The sequence below is a fragment of the Streptomyces sp. SID13031 genome (assembly GCF_010548305.1).
Classification (GTDB): Bacteria; Actinomycetota; Actinomycetes; order Propionibacteriales; family Kribbellaceae; genus Kribbella.
The window spans coordinates 300,037-318,263 of sequence record NZ_JAAGLV010000004.1 but is presented as its reverse complement, the minus strand read 5'-3'; the positions used below and the strand labels follow the sequence as shown (position 1 = coordinate 318,263).

General features: G+C 67.9%; 18 protein-coding genes. 12 read left to right on the top strand and 6 right to left on the bottom strand.

Annotation, left to right across the window (positions count from 1 at the left end; genetic code table 11):
• Positions 1-99 precede the first annotated feature (99 nt).
• From G3I17_RS11345 to G3I17_RS11335, 3 genes are read right to left on the bottom strand one after another with little or no spacing between them, the layout of a single operon-like run.
• Positions 100-1,026, bottom strand: coding sequence for a PD-(D/E)XK nuclease family protein (locus tag G3I17_RS11345; protein ID WP_203590010.1), 927 nt, complete (start codon positions 1,024-1,026; stop codon positions 100-102).
• A 1-nt stretch (position 1,027) separates the two neighbouring features.
• Positions 1,028-1,645 carry a MarC family protein gene (locus tag G3I17_RS11340; protein ID WP_164595924.1) on the bottom strand — a complete coding sequence of 206 codons (618 nt, stop codon included), beginning with the start codon at positions 1,643-1,645 and terminating at the stop codon, positions 1,028-1,030.
• On the bottom strand, positions 1,642-2,526 hold the full coding sequence (locus G3I17_RS11335) for a PHP domain-containing protein (protein ID WP_164595923.1): 885 nt from the start codon (positions 2,524-2,526) through the stop codon (positions 1,642-1,644). Before G3I17_RS11335 ends, G3I17_RS11340 begins: the two co-directional genes overlap by 4 nt.
• Positions 2,527-2,606: 80 nt before the next feature.
• On the opposite strand from G3I17_RS11335, the gene G3I17_RS11330 reads away from it, so the two are divergent.
• Together G3I17_RS11330 and G3I17_RS11325 are read left to right on the top strand one after the other, a co-directional pair.
• Positions 2,607-3,011 (top strand): NUDIX domain-containing protein, encoded by a 405-nt coding sequence (locus tag G3I17_RS11330; RefSeq protein WP_164595922.1) that lies wholly within the window; start codon positions 2,607-2,609, stop codon positions 3,009-3,011.
• Between the two features lie 58 nt (positions 3,012-3,069).
• Entirely contained in the window at positions 3,070-3,876 is an 807-nt protein-coding gene (locus G3I17_RS11325; protein WP_164595921.1) for a GNAT family N-acetyltransferase, read from the top strand.
• A gap of 7 nt (positions 3,877-3,883) precedes the next feature.
• Here the strand turns inward: G3I17_RS11325 and G3I17_RS11320 are convergent, their stop codons facing one another.
• Positions 3,884-4,471, bottom strand: a complete 588-nt coding sequence (locus G3I17_RS11320) for a histidine phosphatase family protein (RefSeq protein WP_164595920.1) — start codon at positions 4,469-4,471, stop codon at positions 3,884-3,886.
• 128 nt (positions 4,472-4,599) lie between these two features.
• Here G3I17_RS11320 and G3I17_RS11315 point away from each other — a divergent pair, with 128 nt between their 5' ends.
• From G3I17_RS11315 to G3I17_RS11290, 6 genes are all read left to right on the top strand, one after another.
• Positions 4,600-5,640: a LacI family DNA-binding transcriptional regulator gene (locus G3I17_RS11315; protein ID WP_164595919.1), complete on the top strand. Its 1,041-nt coding sequence runs from the start codon at positions 4,600-4,602 to the stop codon at positions 5,638-5,640.
• A gap of 13 nt (positions 5,641-5,653) precedes the next feature.
• Positions 5,654-6,946: a sugar ABC transporter substrate-binding protein gene (locus tag G3I17_RS11310; protein WP_164595918.1), complete on the top strand. Its 1,293-nt coding sequence runs from the start codon at positions 5,654-5,656 to the stop codon at positions 6,944-6,946.
• Between the two features lie 236 nt (positions 6,947-7,182).
• Positions 7,183-7,956, top strand: coding sequence for a sugar ABC transporter permease (locus G3I17_RS11305; RefSeq protein WP_239062396.1), 774 nt, complete (start codon positions 7,183-7,185; stop codon positions 7,954-7,956).
• Positions 7,956-8,768 (top strand): carbohydrate ABC transporter permease, encoded by an 813-nt coding sequence (locus tag G3I17_RS11300; protein ID WP_164595917.1) that lies wholly within the window; start codon positions 7,956-7,958, stop codon positions 8,766-8,768. Before G3I17_RS11305 ends, G3I17_RS11300 begins: the two co-directional genes overlap by 1 nt.
• 15 nt (positions 8,769-8,783) lie before the next feature.
• Entirely contained in the window at positions 8,784-10,367 is a 1,584-nt protein-coding gene (locus G3I17_RS11295) for a glucoamylase family protein (protein WP_164595916.1), read from the top strand.
• A 78-nt stretch (positions 10,368-10,445) separates the two neighbouring features.
• Positions 10,446-12,302, top strand: a complete 1,857-nt coding sequence (locus G3I17_RS11290) for a xylan 1,4-beta-xylosidase (protein ID WP_164595915.1) — start codon at positions 10,446-10,448, stop codon at positions 12,300-12,302.
• On the opposite strand, the gene G3I17_RS11285 is transcribed toward G3I17_RS11290, so the two are convergent.
• Positions 12,241-12,969 carry a FadR/GntR family transcriptional regulator gene (locus tag G3I17_RS11285; protein ID WP_164595914.1) on the bottom strand — a complete coding sequence of 243 codons (729 nt, stop codon included), beginning with the start codon at positions 12,967-12,969 and terminating at the stop codon, positions 12,241-12,243. The genes G3I17_RS11290 and G3I17_RS11285 overlap by 62 nt on opposite strands.
• Before the next feature lie 231 nt (positions 12,970-13,200).
• Here G3I17_RS11285 and G3I17_RS11280 point away from each other — a divergent pair, with 231 nt between their 5' ends.
• Genes G3I17_RS11280 through G3I17_RS11265 form a run of 4 tightly spaced genes read left to right on the top strand, consistent with a single transcriptional unit; the run spans position 13,201 to position 17,648 of the window.
• Positions 13,201-14,472, top strand: coding sequence for a sugar ABC transporter substrate-binding protein (locus G3I17_RS11280; RefSeq protein ID WP_164595913.1), 1,272 nt, complete (start codon positions 13,201-13,203; stop codon positions 14,470-14,472).
• Positions 14,472-15,407, top strand: a complete 936-nt coding sequence (locus tag G3I17_RS11275; RefSeq protein WP_164595912.1) for a sugar ABC transporter permease — start codon at positions 14,472-14,474, stop codon at positions 15,405-15,407. The genes G3I17_RS11280 and G3I17_RS11275 overlap by 1 nt, the downstream gene beginning before the upstream one ends.
• Complete coding sequence (locus G3I17_RS11270; protein WP_164595911.1) at positions 15,397-16,245, top strand: carbohydrate ABC transporter permease; 849 nt, start codon at positions 15,397-15,399, stop codon at positions 16,243-16,245. The genes G3I17_RS11275 and G3I17_RS11270 overlap by 11 nt, the downstream gene beginning before the upstream one ends.
• Before the next feature lie 32 nt (positions 16,246-16,277).
• On the top strand, positions 16,278-17,648 hold the full coding sequence (locus G3I17_RS11265; protein WP_203590009.1) for an alpha-L-fucosidase: 1,371 nt from the start codon (positions 16,278-16,280) through the stop codon (positions 17,646-17,648).
• On the opposite strand, the gene G3I17_RS11260 is transcribed toward G3I17_RS11265, so the two are convergent.
• On the bottom strand, positions 17,560-18,066 hold the full coding sequence (locus tag G3I17_RS11260; RefSeq protein WP_164595910.1) for a MaoC family dehydratase: 507 nt from the start codon (positions 18,064-18,066) through the stop codon (positions 17,560-17,562). The two genes, G3I17_RS11265 and G3I17_RS11260, sit on opposite strands and share 89 nt — an antisense overlap.
• Positions 18,067-18,227 lie beyond the last annotated feature (161 nt).

Below are 18,227 nucleotides of genomic sequence, written 5' to 3'. Positions count from 1 at the left end.
CAGTCACCCCTCAGGCTCTTGGTGACTACAGACTGCTGGTGTCCGCTGGTATGACGCGCACATCTGGCTGGCATGGGGGCACCAGCCGTGACAGCGGTGTCAGCCTGCCTCGGCGACGGGCTCTGTGATGGGCTCTGTGATGGGCGGGGCGGGGTCGTCCGACTCTGCGGCTTCGAGGGCTGCCCAGGGGTCTCGTGATGGGGCTACCCGGCGGCCTTGGGGGCAGATCCGGGAGAAGTCGCACCAGCCGCACAGCGCGGACGGCTCTGGCGGGAAGACCTCGTCGGCCTCGGCGAGGGTGAGCCCGGTACGCCAGCGCGCCTCGGCCGCCGCGGCGTCGTCGGCGATCGACTCGGCGCGGCGTTGGTGGCGGGCCAGCGAGGCGTCGTCGTGGTCGGCCGCCGCGACCGTGTTGGTCGGGAGGTGGTGCAGCTCGACCCGCGTCGACGGGCGACGCAGGACTCGGCGAGCCCCCAACACGTAGAGCGCCATTGCGAGCGACGACCGCGCGTCCGTGCTGGTCAGCGGATGCCGGCCGGTCTTGTAGTCGACGATGACGAGCTCGGTCCCGCCGCTGCCGTCGCGGGCGGGGCGTTCGTCGATCCGGTCCACCCGGCCGCGCAGGCTGGCGCGCTCGGTGGTGAAGGCGACGGTGCGCTCCACGCCGAGCGGTTCGTAGTACGGGTCGCTGTCGCGGAGGTAGCCGAGGACCATTTCGGTGGCCCGTTCGCGCCAGGTGAGCGCCTGCTGCTCGTCGCGGAAGCCCTCCTGCCGCCAGCTCGAGCGGATCTTGGCGACCACCTCGTCCGGCGTACGACGGGAGGCCGGCCACCGGCCGAAGAACTCGGCGAGGACCTCGTGCACGATCCCGCCGACCGTGTTGTGCGCCCACGGCGGGCCCTTCGGCGGGCGCGGCGACTCGAGGTAGGTGTAGCGGTACTTGCGCTTGCAGTCGGCGAAGTTGAGCAGTTTCGTCGGCGTCGCCACGAACAGCTTCGTCGGCATCCCCGGCAGCGTGTCGTTCACCTCAACTGGCCTTGATGAAGTCCGTCACCGCGTCCGCGACGAGCTGGACGGCGATGGCGCTCAGCAGCAGACCCGCGATCCGGGTGACGAGCAGCACGCCGTTCTCCCCCAGCACCCGCATGATCAGCCCGGAGAAGCGCAGCGTCAGCCACATCACCAGGTGGATCAGCACGATCCCGACCGAGATCGCGACCACGTCCGGCAGCGAACCGTCGGCGCGCTGGACGAACACCATCGTGGCGACGATCGCGCCCGGGCCGGCCAGCAGCGGCGTACCGAGCGGGACGAAGGCGATGTTCACGTTCTTCGTCTGGACCGGGTCCTCGGCGGTGTCGGTCAGCAGCTGCAACGCGATCAGCAGGAGCAGCAGCCCGCCCGCGCACTGCAGCGCCGGCAGCGTGATCCCGAGATGACTCAGGATCTGCTGGCCGAAAGCCGCGAAGACGACGATCACGCCGAACGCGACCAGCACCGCCTGCCAGGCGGCCTTCTTCCGGACCGCGCGCGACTGCCCAGCCGTCAGCGAGATGAACACCGGCACCGTGCCCGGCGGGTCCATGATCACGAACAGCGTGACGAAGACCGAGCTGAGCAGCGAGAGGTTGATGACGCTGTTCACGGCAGGTACGCCTCGGGCACCGTCGCGTCGGTGGCGGCGGCCGCGTTCGACTTGGCGACGTCGAGGAGCCGCTGGAACTGCTCCGGGTCGGTCGTGTTCACGCCGAGCTCGTGGTCGATCTTGCCGACCCCGTGGTGATCGCTCGACCCGGTGTAGATGATGCCGAGATCCTGGGCGATCGCGCGCAACGCAGTACGGGACTCCGGCGAATGATCCTGGTGGTCCACCTCGATCCCGGCCAGGCCATGGTCGGAGACCAGCTGAGCGATCATCTCCGCGGTCATCACCTTGTAGCTGGACCGGCCCCACGGATGGGCGATCACCGGTACGCCGCCCGCCGCGCAGACCAGGTCGATCGCGCGACCCGGCTCGATCGCGTAGTGCGAGACGTGCCCCGGCCGCCCGTCGGCCAGGAACCGGTCGAAAGCCTCGCTGCGGTTCGCGACCGTCCCGTTGGCGACCAGCGCGTCGGCGACGTGCGGGCGGCCGACGGACGGCGTCCCGGTCGCTTGCGCGAGCACCTCGTCGACGGTCAGCGCGACGCCCATCTCGTTGAGCCGGGCCACGATCGACGGCAGCCGGTCGGTACGGCCCTCACGGACCGTGGCCAGCTCATCGGCCAGTGGCTGGTACGACGGGTCCGGCAGGTACCCGAGCAGGTGCACGCTGATACCGCTCAGCTTGCAGGAGATCTCGATCCCCGGCACGAAGCCGATCCCGAGGTCCTCGGCTGCCCGTCGCCCCTCGCCCCAGCCGTCGGCGGTGTCGTGATCGGTGAGCGCGATCACATCCAGGCCGTCCCGCTTCGCGTGCGCGATCAGGACGTCGACCGGGTCGGTGCCGTCCGAGCGGTTCGAATGGGTGTGCAGGTCGATGCGCACGAGTGATCGGGATCCCTTCTCTGGACAACTGTCAGCGCTGATGCTATCGGTGCTTGCCACGAACTCTTATGGTTCTCCACATGGATGCCGACCGCGTCGACTGTGTCGGGGCTCTCGTGTACGACGAGGAGCACCGGCTGCTCGTGATCCAGCGAGCCAACGAACCGGGTCGCGGGCTGTGGTCGTTGCCGGGCGGCCGGGTCGAGCCGGGCGAGGACGATCCGACCGCCGTGGCGCGCGAGGTCGCCGAGGAAACGGGCCTGCGGGTCGAGGTCGGGGAGCTGGTCGGCGAGGTCGAGCGAGACGCCCCGAACGGCAAGCTGTACGTGATCCGTGACTACCAGGCGGAGTCGGTCGGTGGCACGCTGACGGCCGGGGACGACGCCCTGGACGCCCGATTCGTGAGCCGCGAGGAGTTCGAGAACCTGCCCACCGCGACGCTGCTGGCCTCGACACTCGCCCAGTGGAACGCGCTGCCGGGATAAAACGCGCTGCCGGATAAATGGGTCGAGCCCCGGGGCCGAGTGGCGGAGACTCGCAGGTATGGACGATGCCGAGCCTACCGAGAGCGACACCGCCGAGCTGATCCGGGCGATCGAGGACAACGCGGCTGAGCTCTTGCTGGCGATGGGGGCCGCGGGTGGTGGGCGGCAGCGAGCGGACGGCGTGCAGTGGAGTCTTGGTGGGTCGCCGCTCGACTACCACAACGCGGTGGTCTCCTGCGTTCTCGACGGTGGCGAAGCCGCGGATCGCGTGGTCGCGGATTCCCTTCAGGAGTTGAAGGATCTCGGCATACCGGGGAGCTGGCACGTCGGGCCTTCGATGCGGCCGCTGGATCTTGGTGATCGTCTCCTGGCCGCCGGCTTCTCCCACGGTGGGAGCGAGCCCGGTATGGCTCTGCGGCTCACCGAGTTGCGCGAGGCGGAGGCCGCCGGGTTGCGGGTCGAGCGGGTGACGGACGTGAACGGGCTGGCCACTTGGGCGGAGACCTTAGGTCAAGGCTTCGGCGAAGGCGTGAAAGAAGCCCGATGGGTGGCCGAGGTCTATCGGCGATTGGGTGTCGCCGATCCTTGGCGGCACTACCTCGGGTATCTCGACGGCAAGCCGGTTGCGACCGTGACGGTGTTCCTGGCGTCCGGGGTCGCGGGCGTGTATTTCGTGATGACGGTCCCAGCAGCCCGGCGGCGCGGAATCGGCGCCGCGATCACGGCCGCCGTACTACGGGAGGCGCGGGACTCGGGCCTCGAGGCCGCAGTACTGGGGTCGTCACCCGCGGGCCGATCCGTTTATACCGGCCTCGGATTCCGGGAACTCTGCACGATCGACCTCTACGAGTGGTCGCCCAGCTAGCGTCGGGTCAGGCGTTCCACTGGTGGACGGCCGGGGAGCCTCGGTCCCAGCCGAGGACGGAGACGGTGGCGGTGTTGAGGACGAAGTGGCGACCCTCGGTGACGTCCAGCTCGAGCCAGCGGGCCGTCAGGGCGCGTAGGGCGTGGGAGTGACCGAAGACCAGGACATCGCCGTCCACGGCCGCGATCCGGCCGTTGACGCGGTCGAGGCGGGCTGAGACCTGCTTCGGGGTTTCGCCGTTGGGTACGGGGTCAGCCCAGACCGTCCAGCCAGGGACGGTCTTGCGGATCTCCGCGGTGGTGATGCCCTCGTAGTCGCCGTAGTCCCACTCGACCAGGTCGTCGTCGACCTCGGCCTGTGCGAAGCCCGCGAGCTCCGCCGTCCGCCGGGCACGCCGGCGCGGGCTGGTCAGCACGAGGTCGAACTCCTGCGCAGCAAGCCGGTCCTTCAGCGATGCCGCGATCCGCTCCCCTTCCGCCGTCAGCGGGAGGTCTGTCGTCGACGTGTGCCGGCCCGACTTGCTCCACTCGGTCTCCCCGTGACGGACCAGCCACAGCCGGTCCTTCCGCTCCGCTGACTCCGCGTGTGTGCTCACCCCAATATCGTCCCAGATAGGTGATCCACCCCGCACGACCCCTTGACCAACGGCATCGATCCAAGGCAGGGTCGAAAACTGTAAGCGCTTCCACTTTCACCAGCAGCCCGACCTGAGGAGCACCGAGGATGGCGTCCGGACCGACCGGCAGGCCCACGACGATCTACGACGTCGCGGCGCTGGCGAAGCTGTCGATCGCGACGGTTTCCCGTGTCCTGCAAGGGACCGGGCCGGTATCGGCGAAGGCGAGAGCCCGGGTCGACCAGGCGGCGCGCGAGCTGAACTACGTGCCACTGCGAGCCGCCCGAAGTCTCGCGGTGCAACGTCACGAGGCGCACGGGCTCGTGCTGCCCGACCTGGCCGGCCCGTTCTACGGGGACCTGCTGATGGGCTACGAACGCTGGGCCGGCGAACACGGGCAGAGCGTGATCCTCACGGTCACCCACGGAAACCCGGATCCGGCCCGGAACCTGCGCGACCTGGCCGGGCGGGTGGACGGGATCGTTGTCCATGGCAACGCACTGGATCTGCCGGCCGTACAGGATCTGCGGCGGGCGAACGTGCCGGTCGTCCTGGTCGCCCATCCGCCGGTCACCGGCTGCGACTCGGTCCGCACCGAGAGCGCAACCAGCGCCGAGCAACTCACCAACCGCCTGCTGGAGCACGGCCGCAAGAACCTCCTGTTCGTCGGTGACCCAGCCAGCTCGTACGACGTGTCCGAGCGGTACGCGGGATTCTCGGCGGCACTGCGGGCTCACGGGCTCGAAGTACCGAAGCCTGAGCGAGTTCCGCTCACCGAGGCAGCGGGAGCTGCCTTCGCCCTGACGTTGCTGGAGACAACCATCGAGGTGGACGGACTGGTCTGCGCCAATGACGAGTTGGCGCTGGCGATCCTCAAGACGCTGGGGGAAGGCGGTGTCACCGTCCCCGATCAGGTCGTGGTGACCGGGTGGGACGACGTGATGGCGGCTCGGTACGTGCGACCGGGGTTGACGACCGTGCGGCAGCCGATGGCCGAGTTGGGCCGGCTGGCGGCGCAGCGGTTGCACGAGCGGATCAGCGGCGAGCGGACGCGGGCACGGAACGACGTACTGGGGACTGAGCTTGTGCTGCGCGGTAGTTGCGGCACGGGGCCGGGGGAAACACAGGCAGCACGATCAACCGGTTGAGGAGAAACAACTGATGTTCACCCAAACCACCCGCCGCCGACTGGTGATCGGCGGTGCGGCATTCACGGCCACGGCCCTCGCGCTGACCGGCTGCGGCCGCTCGGCCGACACCGGCGAATCGGCGCCCAAGGCAACCACCAGTATCGGGGACGGACCCGCCACCGGCGAGCTGACCGTCTGGGCGATGGGCACCGAGGGCGAGGCCCTGCCCAAGCTGACGGCCGCCTTCGAGCAGGCCAACCCGGGCGTCAAGGTGAAGGTCACGCCGATCCCGTGGGACGCCGCGCACAGCAAGTTCACCACCGCGATCACCGCTCAGACCGTGCCGGACGCCGCCATGGTCGGCACCACCTGGATGGGTGAGTTCGCCGACCTCGACGCGCTCGACCCGACGCCGGCCAGTATCGACACCTCCGGCTTCTTCGAGGGTGCGAACGAGACCACCAAGGTCGGCGACACCAGCTATGGCGTGCCCTGGTACGTCGAGACGCGACTGGTCTACTACCGCAAGGATCTCGCCGCCAAGGCCGGCATCACCACGCCCCCGACCGACTGGGACGGGCTCAAGGCGATGGCCAAGGCGATGAAGGAGAAGGCGGGCGCGAAGTACGGGATCAACCTGCAGCCGGGTGGTACCGGCTCGTGGCAGACCGTGATGCCGTTCGCCTGGTCCGCGGGGGCGTCGATCACCGGGGACGACCAGAAGGAGTTCACCTTCGACACGCCGGAGATGCAGGAGGGGCTCAAGTACTACCAGAGCTTCTTCACCGACAAGCTCGCCGGGACCGACCTGCCGCCGAACCAGACCGAGGCGCAGTTCGTCAGCGGTCAGGTGCCGATGTTCATCTCCGGTCCATGGATGGCCGGCTCGGTGGCCAAGCTCGGCGGCGACAAGATCAAGTCGAATATCGGCGTCTTCCAGCTGCCGAAGAACAAGACCGCGACGTCGTTCGTCGGCGGCAGCAACTTCGTCGTCTTCAAGAACAGCAAGAACAAGGACAGCGCCTGGAAGCTGGTCAAGTGGCTGTCCGACGCGAAGACGCAGGCGCAGTGGTTCAAGCTGTCGACCGACCTGCCGGCCGTGAAGAGCGCCTGGGAAGACCCGAGTATCGCGGGTGACCCGCTACTGCCGGTCTTCGGCAAGCAGCTCGACGACGCCAAGGCGCCGCCCGCGATCGTGAACTGGGAGCAGGTCGCCACCGCGTTCGACGCCGAGGTGGAGAAGATGGCCAAGGCCGGCCAGTCCCCCGCCGACACGGCGAAGGCGATCCAGACCAAGGCCGCGTCGATCGGCACCGGTAGCTGATCAGGGTGAACTCGACATCACTACAAGGCTCAGCCGCGCCCGGGGCAAAGGACGCCCTCGCCGCCCGGCCGCCACGGCGGTCGGGCGGGGCGGGAGGGGCGGGAGGCAGACGAGCCGGTCGTGCGGGACGGTCAGGGGCCGCCGGGCGCCAGACTGCCGCTGCCTGGATCCTCACGCTGCCGTTCGTCGTTCTCTTCCTCGCCTTCACCGCCGGACCCGTGCTGGGCTCACTCGGGATGAGCTTCACCGATCTCAAGCAGCGCGATTTGCGGACCCCGTTGGCGGTGAACGGCGTCGGCTTGGACAACTACATCAAGGCGCTGTCGGATGAGACATTCCGCAAGGCCGCGCTCAACACCGCGTACTTCGTCCTGGTCGGCGTCCCGTTGACACTCGGCCTCGCGCTGGCCGCAGCGGTCCTGCTGGATCGCGGGGTCAAGCGGTTCCAGAGCCTGTTCAAGGTCGCGTACTACCTACCGGTGATCACCTCGATCGTCGCCATCGCAGTGATCTGGCGGTTCGTCCTGGCCCCGGACTCCGGGCTGCTGAACACAGCCTTGTCCTGGGTCGGCATCGACGGGCCGAACTGGCTCGCCTCGAAGACCTGGGCGATGCCGTCGCTGATCATGATGGCCGTCTGGCGCAACTTCGGCGCGCCGATGATCATCTTCCTGGCCGGTCTGCAGGGCATCCCGCAGACCGTCGAGGAGGCCGGCCAGCTCGATGGTGCGGGCTCGTGGCAACGGTTCCGGTACCTGATCCTGCCGTTGCTCAGGCCGACGATCCTGTTCACCAGCGTCACCACCGGGATCGGCTACCTGCAGTTCTTCGAGGAGCCGTTCGTGATGACGCAGGGCGGTCCGCTGAACAGCACCGTCTCGGTGTCGATGTACACCTACCAGCAGTTCGGGTTCGGCAACTACGGCGTCGCCACGGCGATGAGCTACCTGTTGTTCGTCGTGATCGCCGTCGTCACCTTCCTCCAGTTCAAACTGCTGAGGGAGAAGTGATGCGCAAGACCTGGTGGATCTACCTGATCGCCGTGCTCGGACTGATCGCGGTGGCCGCGCCGTTCCTGTGGATGCTGCTCGGCTCCTTCAAGACCCAGGGCGAGCTGCTCCGGGTCCCGCCGACCTGGTTGCCCGAGGCACCGACCACGCAGAACTACGACGACCTGTTCAGCAAGGCCAACTTCCCCCGGTACTTCCTCAACTCGGGGATCGTCGCGATCGCCGTGACGGCCGGCAACCTGCTGTTCTGCTCGATGGTCGGCTACGCGCTGGCGAAGCTGAACTTCCGCGGCCGGAACGCGCTGTTCCTGGTGGTGCTGGGCACCTTGATGATCCCCGGTGTCGTCACCTTCGTCCCGCTGTTCATCCTGGTCACCAACGCGGGTCTGGCCAATACCTATCCCGGCCTGATCCTGCCCTTCCTGGTCTCGCCGTTCGGGGTCTTCCTGATGCGGCAGTTCTTCCAGGGCCTGCCCGACGACCTGATGGACGCGGCCCGGGTGGACGGCAGCAGCGAGCTCGGCATCTTCGGCCGGATCATGCTCCCGTTGACGAAGCCCGCGCTGGCCACCCTCGGGATCCTCACCTTCCTCGGCTCCTGGAACAACTTTCTCTGGCCGCTCGTGGTCGCCCAGACCGAGGAGAAGTACACCCTGCCCGTCGCCCTGGCGCTGTACTCGACCGGCCAGAACGCGCAGAACTTCGGCCTGCTGATGGCCGGCGCGGTCGTCGTCGTACTCCCCGTGCTGGTGATCTTCCTGGCCTTCCAGCGCCACGTCACCAAGGGCATCGCCATCACCGGTATCAAATAGACTCTGGAGGCTCGGATGACCGCCAATCTCACCCGGCGCACATTGCTCGCAGCAACAACCACCGCCGCACTGGCCGGCGCAACCACCAGCTCGTACGCCGGTGGGCGACCCACCGCCGATCCCGGCAAACTCCTTCGCGGCGACTGGCGCCCCAACCGCCATGACCGGGCGCTGGTCGGCCGCTGGGCCAGGGACACCTGGCGCAGCCTGGTCGCGATGACCGACGAGACGACCGGACTGCCCGCGGACAACATCGGGGAGTCGGTCAGCAACCCGGTGCGCAGCCAGTACACGTCGCCGACCAACATCGGTGGCTATCTGTGGAGCATCGTGGTCGCCCGCGAGCTCGGGATCATCTCGCCGCACGAGTCGTTGCGCCGGCTCACCCAGACGCTGACGACGATGGCGCGTGTCGATCACCACGAACCCAGCGGCATGTTCTTCAACTGGTACGACGAATCGACCGGCGAGGTCCGCTACGTCGATCCCGACGGCACCAAGCCGATCACGCCGTTCGTGTCGAGTGTCGACAACGGCTGGCTCGCCTGCGCGCTGATGGTGGTCCGCAACGCCGAGCCGCGCGCCCGGGCCCTCGCGGACTCGCTGCTCAACAAGATGAACTTCGCCTACTACTACAACCCCGCGGCCCGCCCAGGCGGACTGATGCGCGGTGGCTTCTTCGAGACCCCGCCGCCGGACGAGGAGACCGACAAGGGCAACCACGCCGGTACCGGCCCGGACGTCTACTACCGCAAGTTCCACTACGACACCCTCAACACCGAGGCCAGGATCGCCGGGTACGTCGGCTTCGCCCTCGGCCAGGTCCCGCACACGCAGTACTTCGCCACGTACCGGACCTTCCCTGACGGTTGCGACTGGTCCTGGGTGGAGCAGCGTCCCAAGGGTGTGCACCGTACGTACCTCGGCCTCGACGTCTTCGAGGGCACCTACTCGTACCGCGGCATGCGGCTCGTCCCGTCCTGGGGTGGCGACATGTTCGAGTCGCTGATGCCCGACCTGTTCGTGCCGGAGTCGACTTGGGCGCCGCGCAGTTGGGGCATCAACCACCCGCTGACGGTCCGCGCGCAGATCGAGCACGGCCTGGAGGAAGCGAAGTACGGCTACTGGGGCTTCTCCCCCGCGTCGAACCCGAAGGGCGGGTACGCCGTCTACGGCGTCGAGCCGATCGGGATGGATCCCGGCGGCTACCCGTCGGATCTGGAGGGCACCAACTACGACGGCGGTTTCGAGGGCTGTCGCGAAGGCGCCAACCCCAATCCGGCGTACGGCGACGGCGTGGTCACCCCGCACGCGGCCTTCCTGGCGATGTCCTACGCGCCCCGGCAGGCGATCGAGAACCTGAGCCGGATCGAGAAGAACCTGCATGCCTACGGCACCGGCGGCTTCTACGACTCGGTGGCGGTGAAGTCGGGCCTGATCGCCAAGCGCTACCTCGCCCTCGACCAGGCCATGGTGATGGGTGCTATCGGCAACGTCTTCGGCAACAACCTGATCCGGCGCAGTTTCGCCGACCGGCGGGCCGAGCGCGGGATCCGGTCGCTGATCGCGATGGAGCAGTTCTCCGCCGGCCTCGACTGACCGCCCTTGCGTCCGAAGAACTCGAGGAACGTGGTGACCACTTCTTCGGACGCAAGCTGATGACTTGGGAGTTTCGCGATGCAGAGTGATGCCAGGAGTGACTGGGACGAGCGGATCGCCCTGCGGAGCGACGAGAGCCGCGCGGTCGAGCTGCCGGATCTGGATCCACCGGAGTGGGTGACAGCGGTGGGCGGCGTCGGGCAGGTGACGGTGGACTGGTCACCGGTACCAGGCGCGGTCGGGTACGTGATCCTGCGCGGCCTCGACGACTCGTCGCTGGAGCCGGTCGACCACCACAGTGGCGACCTCTTGTCGGTGCCGTCGCCACCGTATGTCGACACCACGGGCACACCCGGTACTACGTACAGGTACGCGGTGGCCAGCGTTCCCGAGGTGACCGTGCACGGTCGGCCGGGTGGCTCGGTCGGCGCGACGCCATTGGTTGCCTCTGCCAACGTTCCGGGCATCCGGCTTACCGTGGACGCCGTTGCTGAGGGCATCGAACTGCACCGGCCCTGGGTGCCGATGATCGGAAGCGAACGGCTCAGCCAGTTGCTCTGCAAGGAGCTCAGCGGCGGTCGCGAGATCGGCGCCGAGCTCGAAGAGGCGTTGCGCCGGATGCATGACGAGCTCGGGGTGCGGACGGTTCGCGCGCATGCGATCTTCCACGACGACACCCGGATCTACACCGAGGTGGGCGGCGAGGCGGCGTACGACTTCACTGTCGTCGACGCGATCTACGACAAGCTGCTCGGTCTCGGATTGCGGCCGGTGGTGGAGCTCGGGTTCATGCCGCGCGACCTCGCGTCGGATCCGTCGAAGACCGTCTTCGAGTACGGCGCGATCATCTCGCCGCCGAAGTCGTACGAGCGGTGGCACGACCTGGTGCGCGCGCTGGTCGCGCATCTCGTCGAGCGATACGGGCTGGACGAAGTACTGGCCTGGGACTTCGAGGTGTGGAACGAGGCGAACCTCGAGGTCTTCTGGTCCGGCACGAAGGCCGAATGGATGCACCTGTACGACGTGACCGCTGCCGCGGTGAAGTCGGTCGACGAGCGGCTCGCCGTCGGCGGTCCGTCGTCGGCGGCGGCCGGGTGGGTCGACGATCTGCTCGCGCATGCCGCGGCGAGCGGGGCGCCCGTCGACTTCGTGACGACGCATACCTACGGGAGCCCGCCGCTCGACGTACGGGCGTCGCTGGAGCGGCATGGGTTCGGTGAGGCGCGGATCCTGTGGACCGAGTGGGGGGTGACGCCGCGGCACTTCAATCCGATCAACGACGCGGTGTTCTCCGGGGTGTTCCTGCTGCGCGGGATGCGGTCGGCGGCCGGGCGGGTGGACGCGCTGGCCTACTGGGTCGCGTCGGACCACTTCGAGGAGCTGGGCCGGCCGCCACGCTTCCTGCACGGCGGCTTCGGGCTGCAGACGGTCGGCGGGCTGGCGAAACCGCGCTTCCACGCGATGACGTTGCTCGACCGCCTCGGTCCGGCCGAGTTGCCGGTGACTTTCGAAGGCGATGGCGGCGGGAGCCTGGTGGAGGCGTGGGCGTCACGAGATCGCGACCGCATCGCCGTACTGGTGTGGAACCTGACTCTCGATCAGTCGAAGTCAGCGGGCGCGGCAGAGCTGACCCGGGAGATCACGCTGTCCTTCCCGGGAGTGGACCCGACCTGGCAGGCGACCGCGACCTGGCTGACTCCAGGCGAGGGCTCAGCCGACGGTTCAGGCGACGGTTCAGGCGACGGTTCAGGCGATCTGGTGGCGGAGGCGGCCGCGCTCGGCGTCGGCGACTGGCCCACCGATGAGCAGTTGGTGCAGTTGGCGGAGCGGAATCTGTTGCGGGCGGACGTGCTCGAACGGGAGGGCGACGAGTTCACCCTGAGCTTGGCGATGCCTTCCGCGGTTCTGGTGGAGTTCCGGCCGGGTCGAGGCTGACTGCTTCCTGGATCCATCGCTCGACCCCGGCGATGTGCACGGTCGCCCAGGATCGGGCGACGTCGGGTTCGCGGGCGGCGATCGCCGCCAGGATCGACCGGTGCTCCACGAGGGTTTGCGCGACAGCGTCCGACTGGGTCAGACCACGCCAGACGCGGGCCCGGTAGGTGGGCTGGCGGAGGCTGTCGACGATGGAGGCGAGCGCCCGGTTGCCGCTGCCGACCGCGATCAGCCGGTGGAACTCGACATCGTTGGCCAACAGCGCGTCCACCGACGGCTCCGGGCCGAGCTCGTCCAGCAAGTCACGCAGTACGGCGATGTCCTCGTCGCTCATCCGCACCGCGGCCCGCGCCGCCGCGGCCGGCTCGAGGATTCGCCGTACCTCGAAGAACTCCAGCACCGACGCGTCCTGGTGCAGGTCGAGGACAAACCCCATCGTCTCCAGCAACAAGGTCGGGTCCAGGCTGGTCACATAGGTCCCGTCCCCCTGCCGGACGTCGAGGACCCGGATCAGCGCGAGCGCCTTGACCGCTTCGCGCAGCGAACTGCGGGACAGCCCGAGGTGGGCCGCCAGGTCCGGCTCCCGCGGCAGCCGGTCCCCCGGACGCAGCTCGCCGGCGACGATCATCTGCTTGATCCGGTCGATCGCCTCATCGGTGACACGCATCGCCCACCCCTCGATACATCGGATGTTTATCACCGTAGACACCCCAAGCTCATCCGTCGAGACCTCGGCCGGGCATCCGCGAGCCGGACGGTCACTATGGCCTCAGATCATGGCACCAGCCGCCGCCTGAGCGCCGTTTGAACAACAGCTTTCATAAGGTCGCGAGATCTTGACGTACCTCGGGATGGCGGCCTATAGATCGGATGAATCAACTCTGCCGTGGAGGTCAAGATGAGCGGAACACGAGTACGGACCCGACGTCGGCTGGTGGCCGTCGTCACTGCGCTGGCGCTGGTGGTCCTCTCCGCGTGCGGAGGTGGCAACGACGACGCCGGCGGTGGGTCGGGATCGGCGGACCAGGCGGACCTGACCTGGCAGTTCTGGATCGGCGGGACCGCGGACCAGGCAGCCTGGCAGAAGGTCGCGGACCAGGCCAAGGCCGACCACCCCGGTATCACCGTCAAGCTCGAGGGTGCGAGCTGGGAGAACTACTGGTCGAAGATCGGCACCACCCTGGCCAGCGGCAAGGCCCCGTGCATCATCGGCATGCAGAGCCTGCGGCTGGCGTCGTACGCGAACGCGATGCTGCCGCTCGACGATCTGATGGCGAAGTACAACCTGAAGGCGGAGGATTTCGACAAGCCGATCATGGACGGCCTCAAGTCCGGCGGGAAGCAGATCGCGATCCCCTACGACTCGGGTCCGATGGTGATCTTCTACAACCGCGACCTGTTCAAGGCCGCCGGGATCGCCGAGCCGAAGCCAGGCTGGACGATGGCCGAGTTCAAGGCGGCCGCGACCAAACTCACCACCGGCGGCAAGTACGGATTCGTGACCACGCCCGGCGACCTGGCCTTCCTGCCCTGGGTGCTGACGGCGACCGGCGCCCAGCCGCTCAAGGACAACAAGCTCGCGCTCACCGATCAGTCGTTCGTCGACGGCTACCAGCAGTACGTCGACCTGGTGACGAAGGACAAGATCGCCCCCGCCGTCCCGGCCGGCGGCACCGACTTCGAGACCACCAATTTCACCTCCGGCAAGGCGGCGATGAAGCTGGACGGACCGTGGTCCGTGATCGATCTCAAGGAGAAGAGCAAGTTCAGCCTCGGCATCGCGCCGGTGCCGGCCGGACCGGACGGCTCGAAGACCTACACGGCCGGTTCGGGCTTCGGGATCTCCCGGTCCTGCAAGACCCCCGACGCGGCGTTCCAGGCGATCGTCTCGATGACCAGCCAGAAGCCGCTGACCGAGCTGGCCGCGGCCGGCCGGGCCTACCCGTCGCGACCCACGGCCCATGACGCCTGGTACACCGCCGCGGATCTGCAGGGTGCCCGCGAGACGATCGAGTACGCGTCGCAGCACTCGATCCCACTGGTCACCTCCAAGAACTGGGTCCAGGCCTCCGACCTGCTCAACGACTTCGGGGTACAGGCGCTGAACGGTGAACTGCCAGCCGATCAGGTGCTGAAGAATGTCCAGGACCAGGCGGGCGCCGGGTCCTGATGGCCACGGCGACCAGCACCGACGCTCCGCCCGGTACCGCCCGGGCGGAGCGACGGCCGCGCGGCCTGCGGCGGGACGGCCGGTACGCCTGGCTCTTCCTCGGGCCGAGCCTTGCCGGGCTCGCCCTGTTCACACTGTTCCCGACCGCGATGGCGCTCGGGATCAGCCTGTTCGACTGGCCGGTCTTCGGCCAGCGCACCTTTCTGGGCGTCGACAACTTCAGCCACCTGCTGAACGACCCGATCTTCCGCAAGGTCATCTTCAACACCACGCTGTTCGTGGTGCTGTACGTCCCCCTCAACGTGATCGTCTCGCTCGGGCTGGCCGTCTGGCTGGGGCCGCGGGTCTGGGGGCGGCAGGCCTTCCGGGTGCTGTTCTTCATCCCGGTGATGACGCCGATGGTGGCGAACGTGATGGTCTGGCGGCTGCTGCTCCAGCCAGGCGGGCTGTTCGACTCCGGAGCGCAAAGCGTGTTCGGCGTCGACGCGCCCAACTTCCTGGGCTCGACCAGCTGGGCGATGCCGACGATCGTGGCGATCTCGGTCTGGCAGGGCTTCGGCTACAACTTCCTGGTCTTCTCGGCCGCCCTGGACCAGGTCCCGCAGTCGCAGCTGGACTCGGCGGCGATCGACGGCGCGGGCCCGCTGCAACGCTTCCGGTACATCACCTGGCCGATGATCACGCCGTCGATCTTCTTCGCCACCACGCTGACCCTGATCACCGCGTTCCAGGTGTTCGCGCAACCGTTCATCCTCACCGGAGGCGGGCCGGGCGTGTCCACCCAGACGCTGGTCATGTACGTCTACAACCAGGGCTGGCAGTTCCTCAACATGGGGCTGGCCGCCGCGGCCGGCTGGGTGCTGTTCGTCATCATCATGGGCATCACCGCGATCCAGTTCATCGGCCAGAAGCGGTGGGTGCACTATGACGCGTGACACCAACTCCACCGCGCGCAAGCTCCGCGGCGGCGTGTCGCACACTCTGCTGGTGATCGTCGCGCTGGCCTTCCTGGCGCCTCTCATCTACGCCGTCGCCACCTCGCTCAAGCCGGCGGACGAGGTGTTCACCCCGACGCCGGACCTGATCGGCTCCGAGGTGCGCTGGCAGAACTACGTGGACGCGTTCCAGTTCGCGCCGTTCGGCCGCTACTTCCTGAACAGCCTCTTCGTGTCGGTGATCGGGACCCTGGTGGTCGTGGTCGCCTCCAGCCTGTCCGCCTACGCCTTCGCCCGGCTGCGATTCAGGGGCCGTGAGCAACTGTTCGTGGTCTTCCTCGGCACCTTGATGGTGCCGCAGGAGGTGCTGATCGTGCCGATGTACTGGCTGATGCAGGCCCTCGGCTGGGTCGACAGCTACTGGGCGCTGATCTTCCCGTGGGCCTTCACCGCGTTCGGCACCTTCCTGCTCCGGCAGTTCTTCCTCACCGTTCCCGAGGAACTGGAGGAGGCCGCGCGGGTGGACGGCTGCGGCCCGTTCGGGGCGTTCCTGCGGATCATGTTGCCGCTGGCGAGGCCGGCCATCGCCGTCCTGACCGTCTTCACCTTCATCGGCTTCTGGGGCAGCTTCCTGTGGCCGTTGATCATCACCAACAGCGTCGATCAGAAGGGCACCGTGCCACTCGGTCTGGCCCAGTTCGTCGGCCAGCAGGGCACCCAGTGGAACCTGATGATGGCCGCCTCGATCCTGGCCATGCTGCCGACCGTGCTGCTCGTCATCCTGCTGCAGAAGCACCTCGTCCGCGGGCTGCTCGTCACCGGCCTCGGCGGCCGCTGAGCTCCCCATCCAAGAGAACAGGGATTGTTGCGATGACCGATCTGACTCCCTCCGTCGCCAGGTTCAAGGACTGGCGGTTCGGCCTCTTCGTCCATTGGGGCTTGTACTCGCTGCCCGCCCGGCACGAGTGGGTGAAGAACCGCGAGCGGCTCACGGACGAGGACTACCAGCCGTACTTCGACCACTTCGAGCCTGACCTGTACGACCCACGCGCGTGGGCCCGGGCCGCCCGCGAGGCGGGCATGCGCTACGCGGTACTGACCACCAAGCATCACGAAGGCTTCTGTCTGTGGGACTCGGAGGTGGGCGACTACACCGTCGCCGGGACGCCCTGGGGTAAGGACCTGGTCGGCCCGTTCGTCGAAGCCTGCCGGGCCGAGGGGCTCGGAATCGGCTTCTACCACTCGCTGATCGACTGGCACCATCCGGAATTCCCGGTCGATGTCTACCACCCGCAGCGAGACGATCTGGAAGCCCGGGCCAAGTCGGCCGGACGCGACATCCAGGTGTACGCCGACTACTTGCACGCCCAGGTTCGTGAGCTGCTGACCCGGTACGGCCAGATCGACATCATGTGGTTCGACTTCTCCTACCCCGGCCGCCCGTTCGACGACGGCACGCCGAGTGGCAAGGGCCGCGACGACTGGCGGTCGGAGGAGTTGATGGCGATGGTCCGGGAGTTGCAGCCGGGCATCCTGATCAACGACCGGCTCGACATCCCCGGCGACTTCGTCACCCCGGAGCAGTACCAGCCGAGCGGCCCGATGCTGCGGGACGGCAGGCCGGTCGTCTGGGAGGCCTGCCAGACCCTGAACGGGAGCTGGGGATACGACCGCGACAACCTGGACTGGAAGTCACCGGACCTGCTGGTCCGGATGCTGATCGACTCGGTCTCCAAGGACGGCAACCTGCTGCTCAACGTCGGCCCGACCGGGCGAGGTGAGTTCGACCCGCGCGCACTGGACACGTTGAGCGAGATCGGCCGGTGGACCCGGCTGCACAGCCGGTCGGTGCACGGCGCGGGTCCGAGCGAGCTCCAGCCACCGCAGGACTGCCGCTTCACCCAACGTGGTGACCGGCTCTACCTGCACGTCCTGTCCTGGCCGATGCAGCACCTCCACCTGCCGGGAATGGCCGGCAAGGTCCGCTATGCGCAGTTCCTGCATGACGCGTCCGAGGTACGGCGTACTGTCACCGACCCCGGGCAGTCGGCACAGAACACCACGATGGGTGGGCTCGCGCCCGGCACCCTGACCCTGGAGCTCCCGACCCAGCGCCCCGACGTCCTGGTGCCGGTGATCGAACTCTTCCTGGTCAGCCTTCGAGAGGCGTGGGGCGGCCCGGCTGGTCGCCGCCTCGCGCTTCGAGATAGGAGTTCTTCGGGACCATCACCTTGCGCTTGAACAGGCAGACGACGGTGCCGTCCTGCTTGTAGCCCTTGGTCTCCACGTAGACGACGCCGCGGTCGTCCTTGGACTTGGACTCCCACTTGTCCAGGACGACGGTCTCGCCGTAGATGGTGTCGCCGTGGAAGGTCGGCGCGATGTGCCGCAGCGACTCGACCTCCAGGTTGGCGATCGCCTTGCCGCTCACGTCCGGTACCGACATCCCGAGCAGGATCGAGTAGATGTAGTTGCCGACCACAACGTTCTTGCCGAACTGGGTGGTCTGCTCGGCGTAGTTGGCGTCCAGGTGCAGCGGGTGGTGGTTCATCGTGAGCAGGCAGAACAGGTGGTCATCGGACTCGGTGACCGTCTTACCGGGCCAGTGCTTGTAGACCGCACCGACCTCGAATTCCTCGTAACTGCGACCGAACTGCATCCCTGCTCCTTCCGGTGACCCCGTCCCGAGGCCCATGCTGCCGAATCCGGGGCCCGAGCGGCAGTACCGCGCCGCGTGGCATACCTCTCAGCAGGGTCACAGGCGCCCGAGAGATGCGTCACCCGCAGGTGAGCGATCGGTAAGGGGCAGCTGTTTCCCTG

Bases quoted from the DNA above. Each gene is read 5' to 3' on its own strand.
- G3I17_RS11265 (WP_203590009.1), top strand. From the start codon at position 16,278: ATGACCGATCTGACTCCCTCCGTCGCCAGGTTCAAGGACTGGCGGTTC.
- G3I17_RS11330 (WP_164595922.1), top strand. From the start codon at position 2,607: ATGGATGCCGACCGCGTCGACTGTGTCGGGGCTCTCGTGTACGACGAG.
- G3I17_RS11270 (WP_164595911.1), top strand. From the start codon at position 15,397: ATGACGCGTGACACCAACTCCACCGCGCGCAAGCTCCGCGGCGGCGTG.
- G3I17_RS11300 (WP_164595917.1), top strand. From the start codon at position 7,956: ATGCGCAAGACCTGGTGGATCTACCTGATCGCCGTGCTCGGACTGATC.
- G3I17_RS11325 (WP_164595921.1), top strand. From the start codon at position 3,070: ATGGACGATGCCGAGCCTACCGAGAGCGACACCGCCGAGCTGATCCGG.
- G3I17_RS11285 (WP_164595914.1), bottom strand. From the start codon at position 12,969: ATGCGTGTCACCGATGAGGCGATCGACCGGATCAAGCAGATGATCGTC.
- G3I17_RS11280 (WP_164595913.1), top strand. From the start codon at position 13,201: ATGAGCGGAACACGAGTACGGACCCGACGTCGGCTGGTGGCCGTCGTC.
- G3I17_RS11310 (WP_164595918.1), top strand. From the start codon at position 5,654: ATGTTCACCCAAACCACCCGCCGCCGACTGGTGATCGGCGGTGCGGCA.
- G3I17_RS11260 (WP_164595910.1), bottom strand. From the start codon at position 18,066: ATGCAGTTCGGTCGCAGTTACGAGGAATTCGAGGTCGGTGCGGTCTAC.
- G3I17_RS11295 (WP_164595916.1), top strand. From the start codon at position 8,784: ATGACCGCCAATCTCACCCGGCGCACATTGCTCGCAGCAACAACCACC.
- G3I17_RS11275 (WP_164595912.1), top strand. From the start codon at position 14,472: ATGGCCACGGCGACCAGCACCGACGCTCCGCCCGGTACCGCCCGGGCG.
- G3I17_RS11290 (WP_164595915.1), top strand. From the start codon at position 10,446: ATGCAGAGTGATGCCAGGAGTGACTGGGACGAGCGGATCGCCCTGCGG.
- G3I17_RS11315 (WP_164595919.1), top strand. From the start codon at position 4,600: ATGGCGTCCGGACCGACCGGCAGGCCCACGACGATCTACGACGTCGCG.
- G3I17_RS11305 (WP_239062396.1), top strand. From the start codon at position 7,183: ATGAGCTTCACCGATCTCAAGCAGCGCGATTTGCGGACCCCGTTGGCG.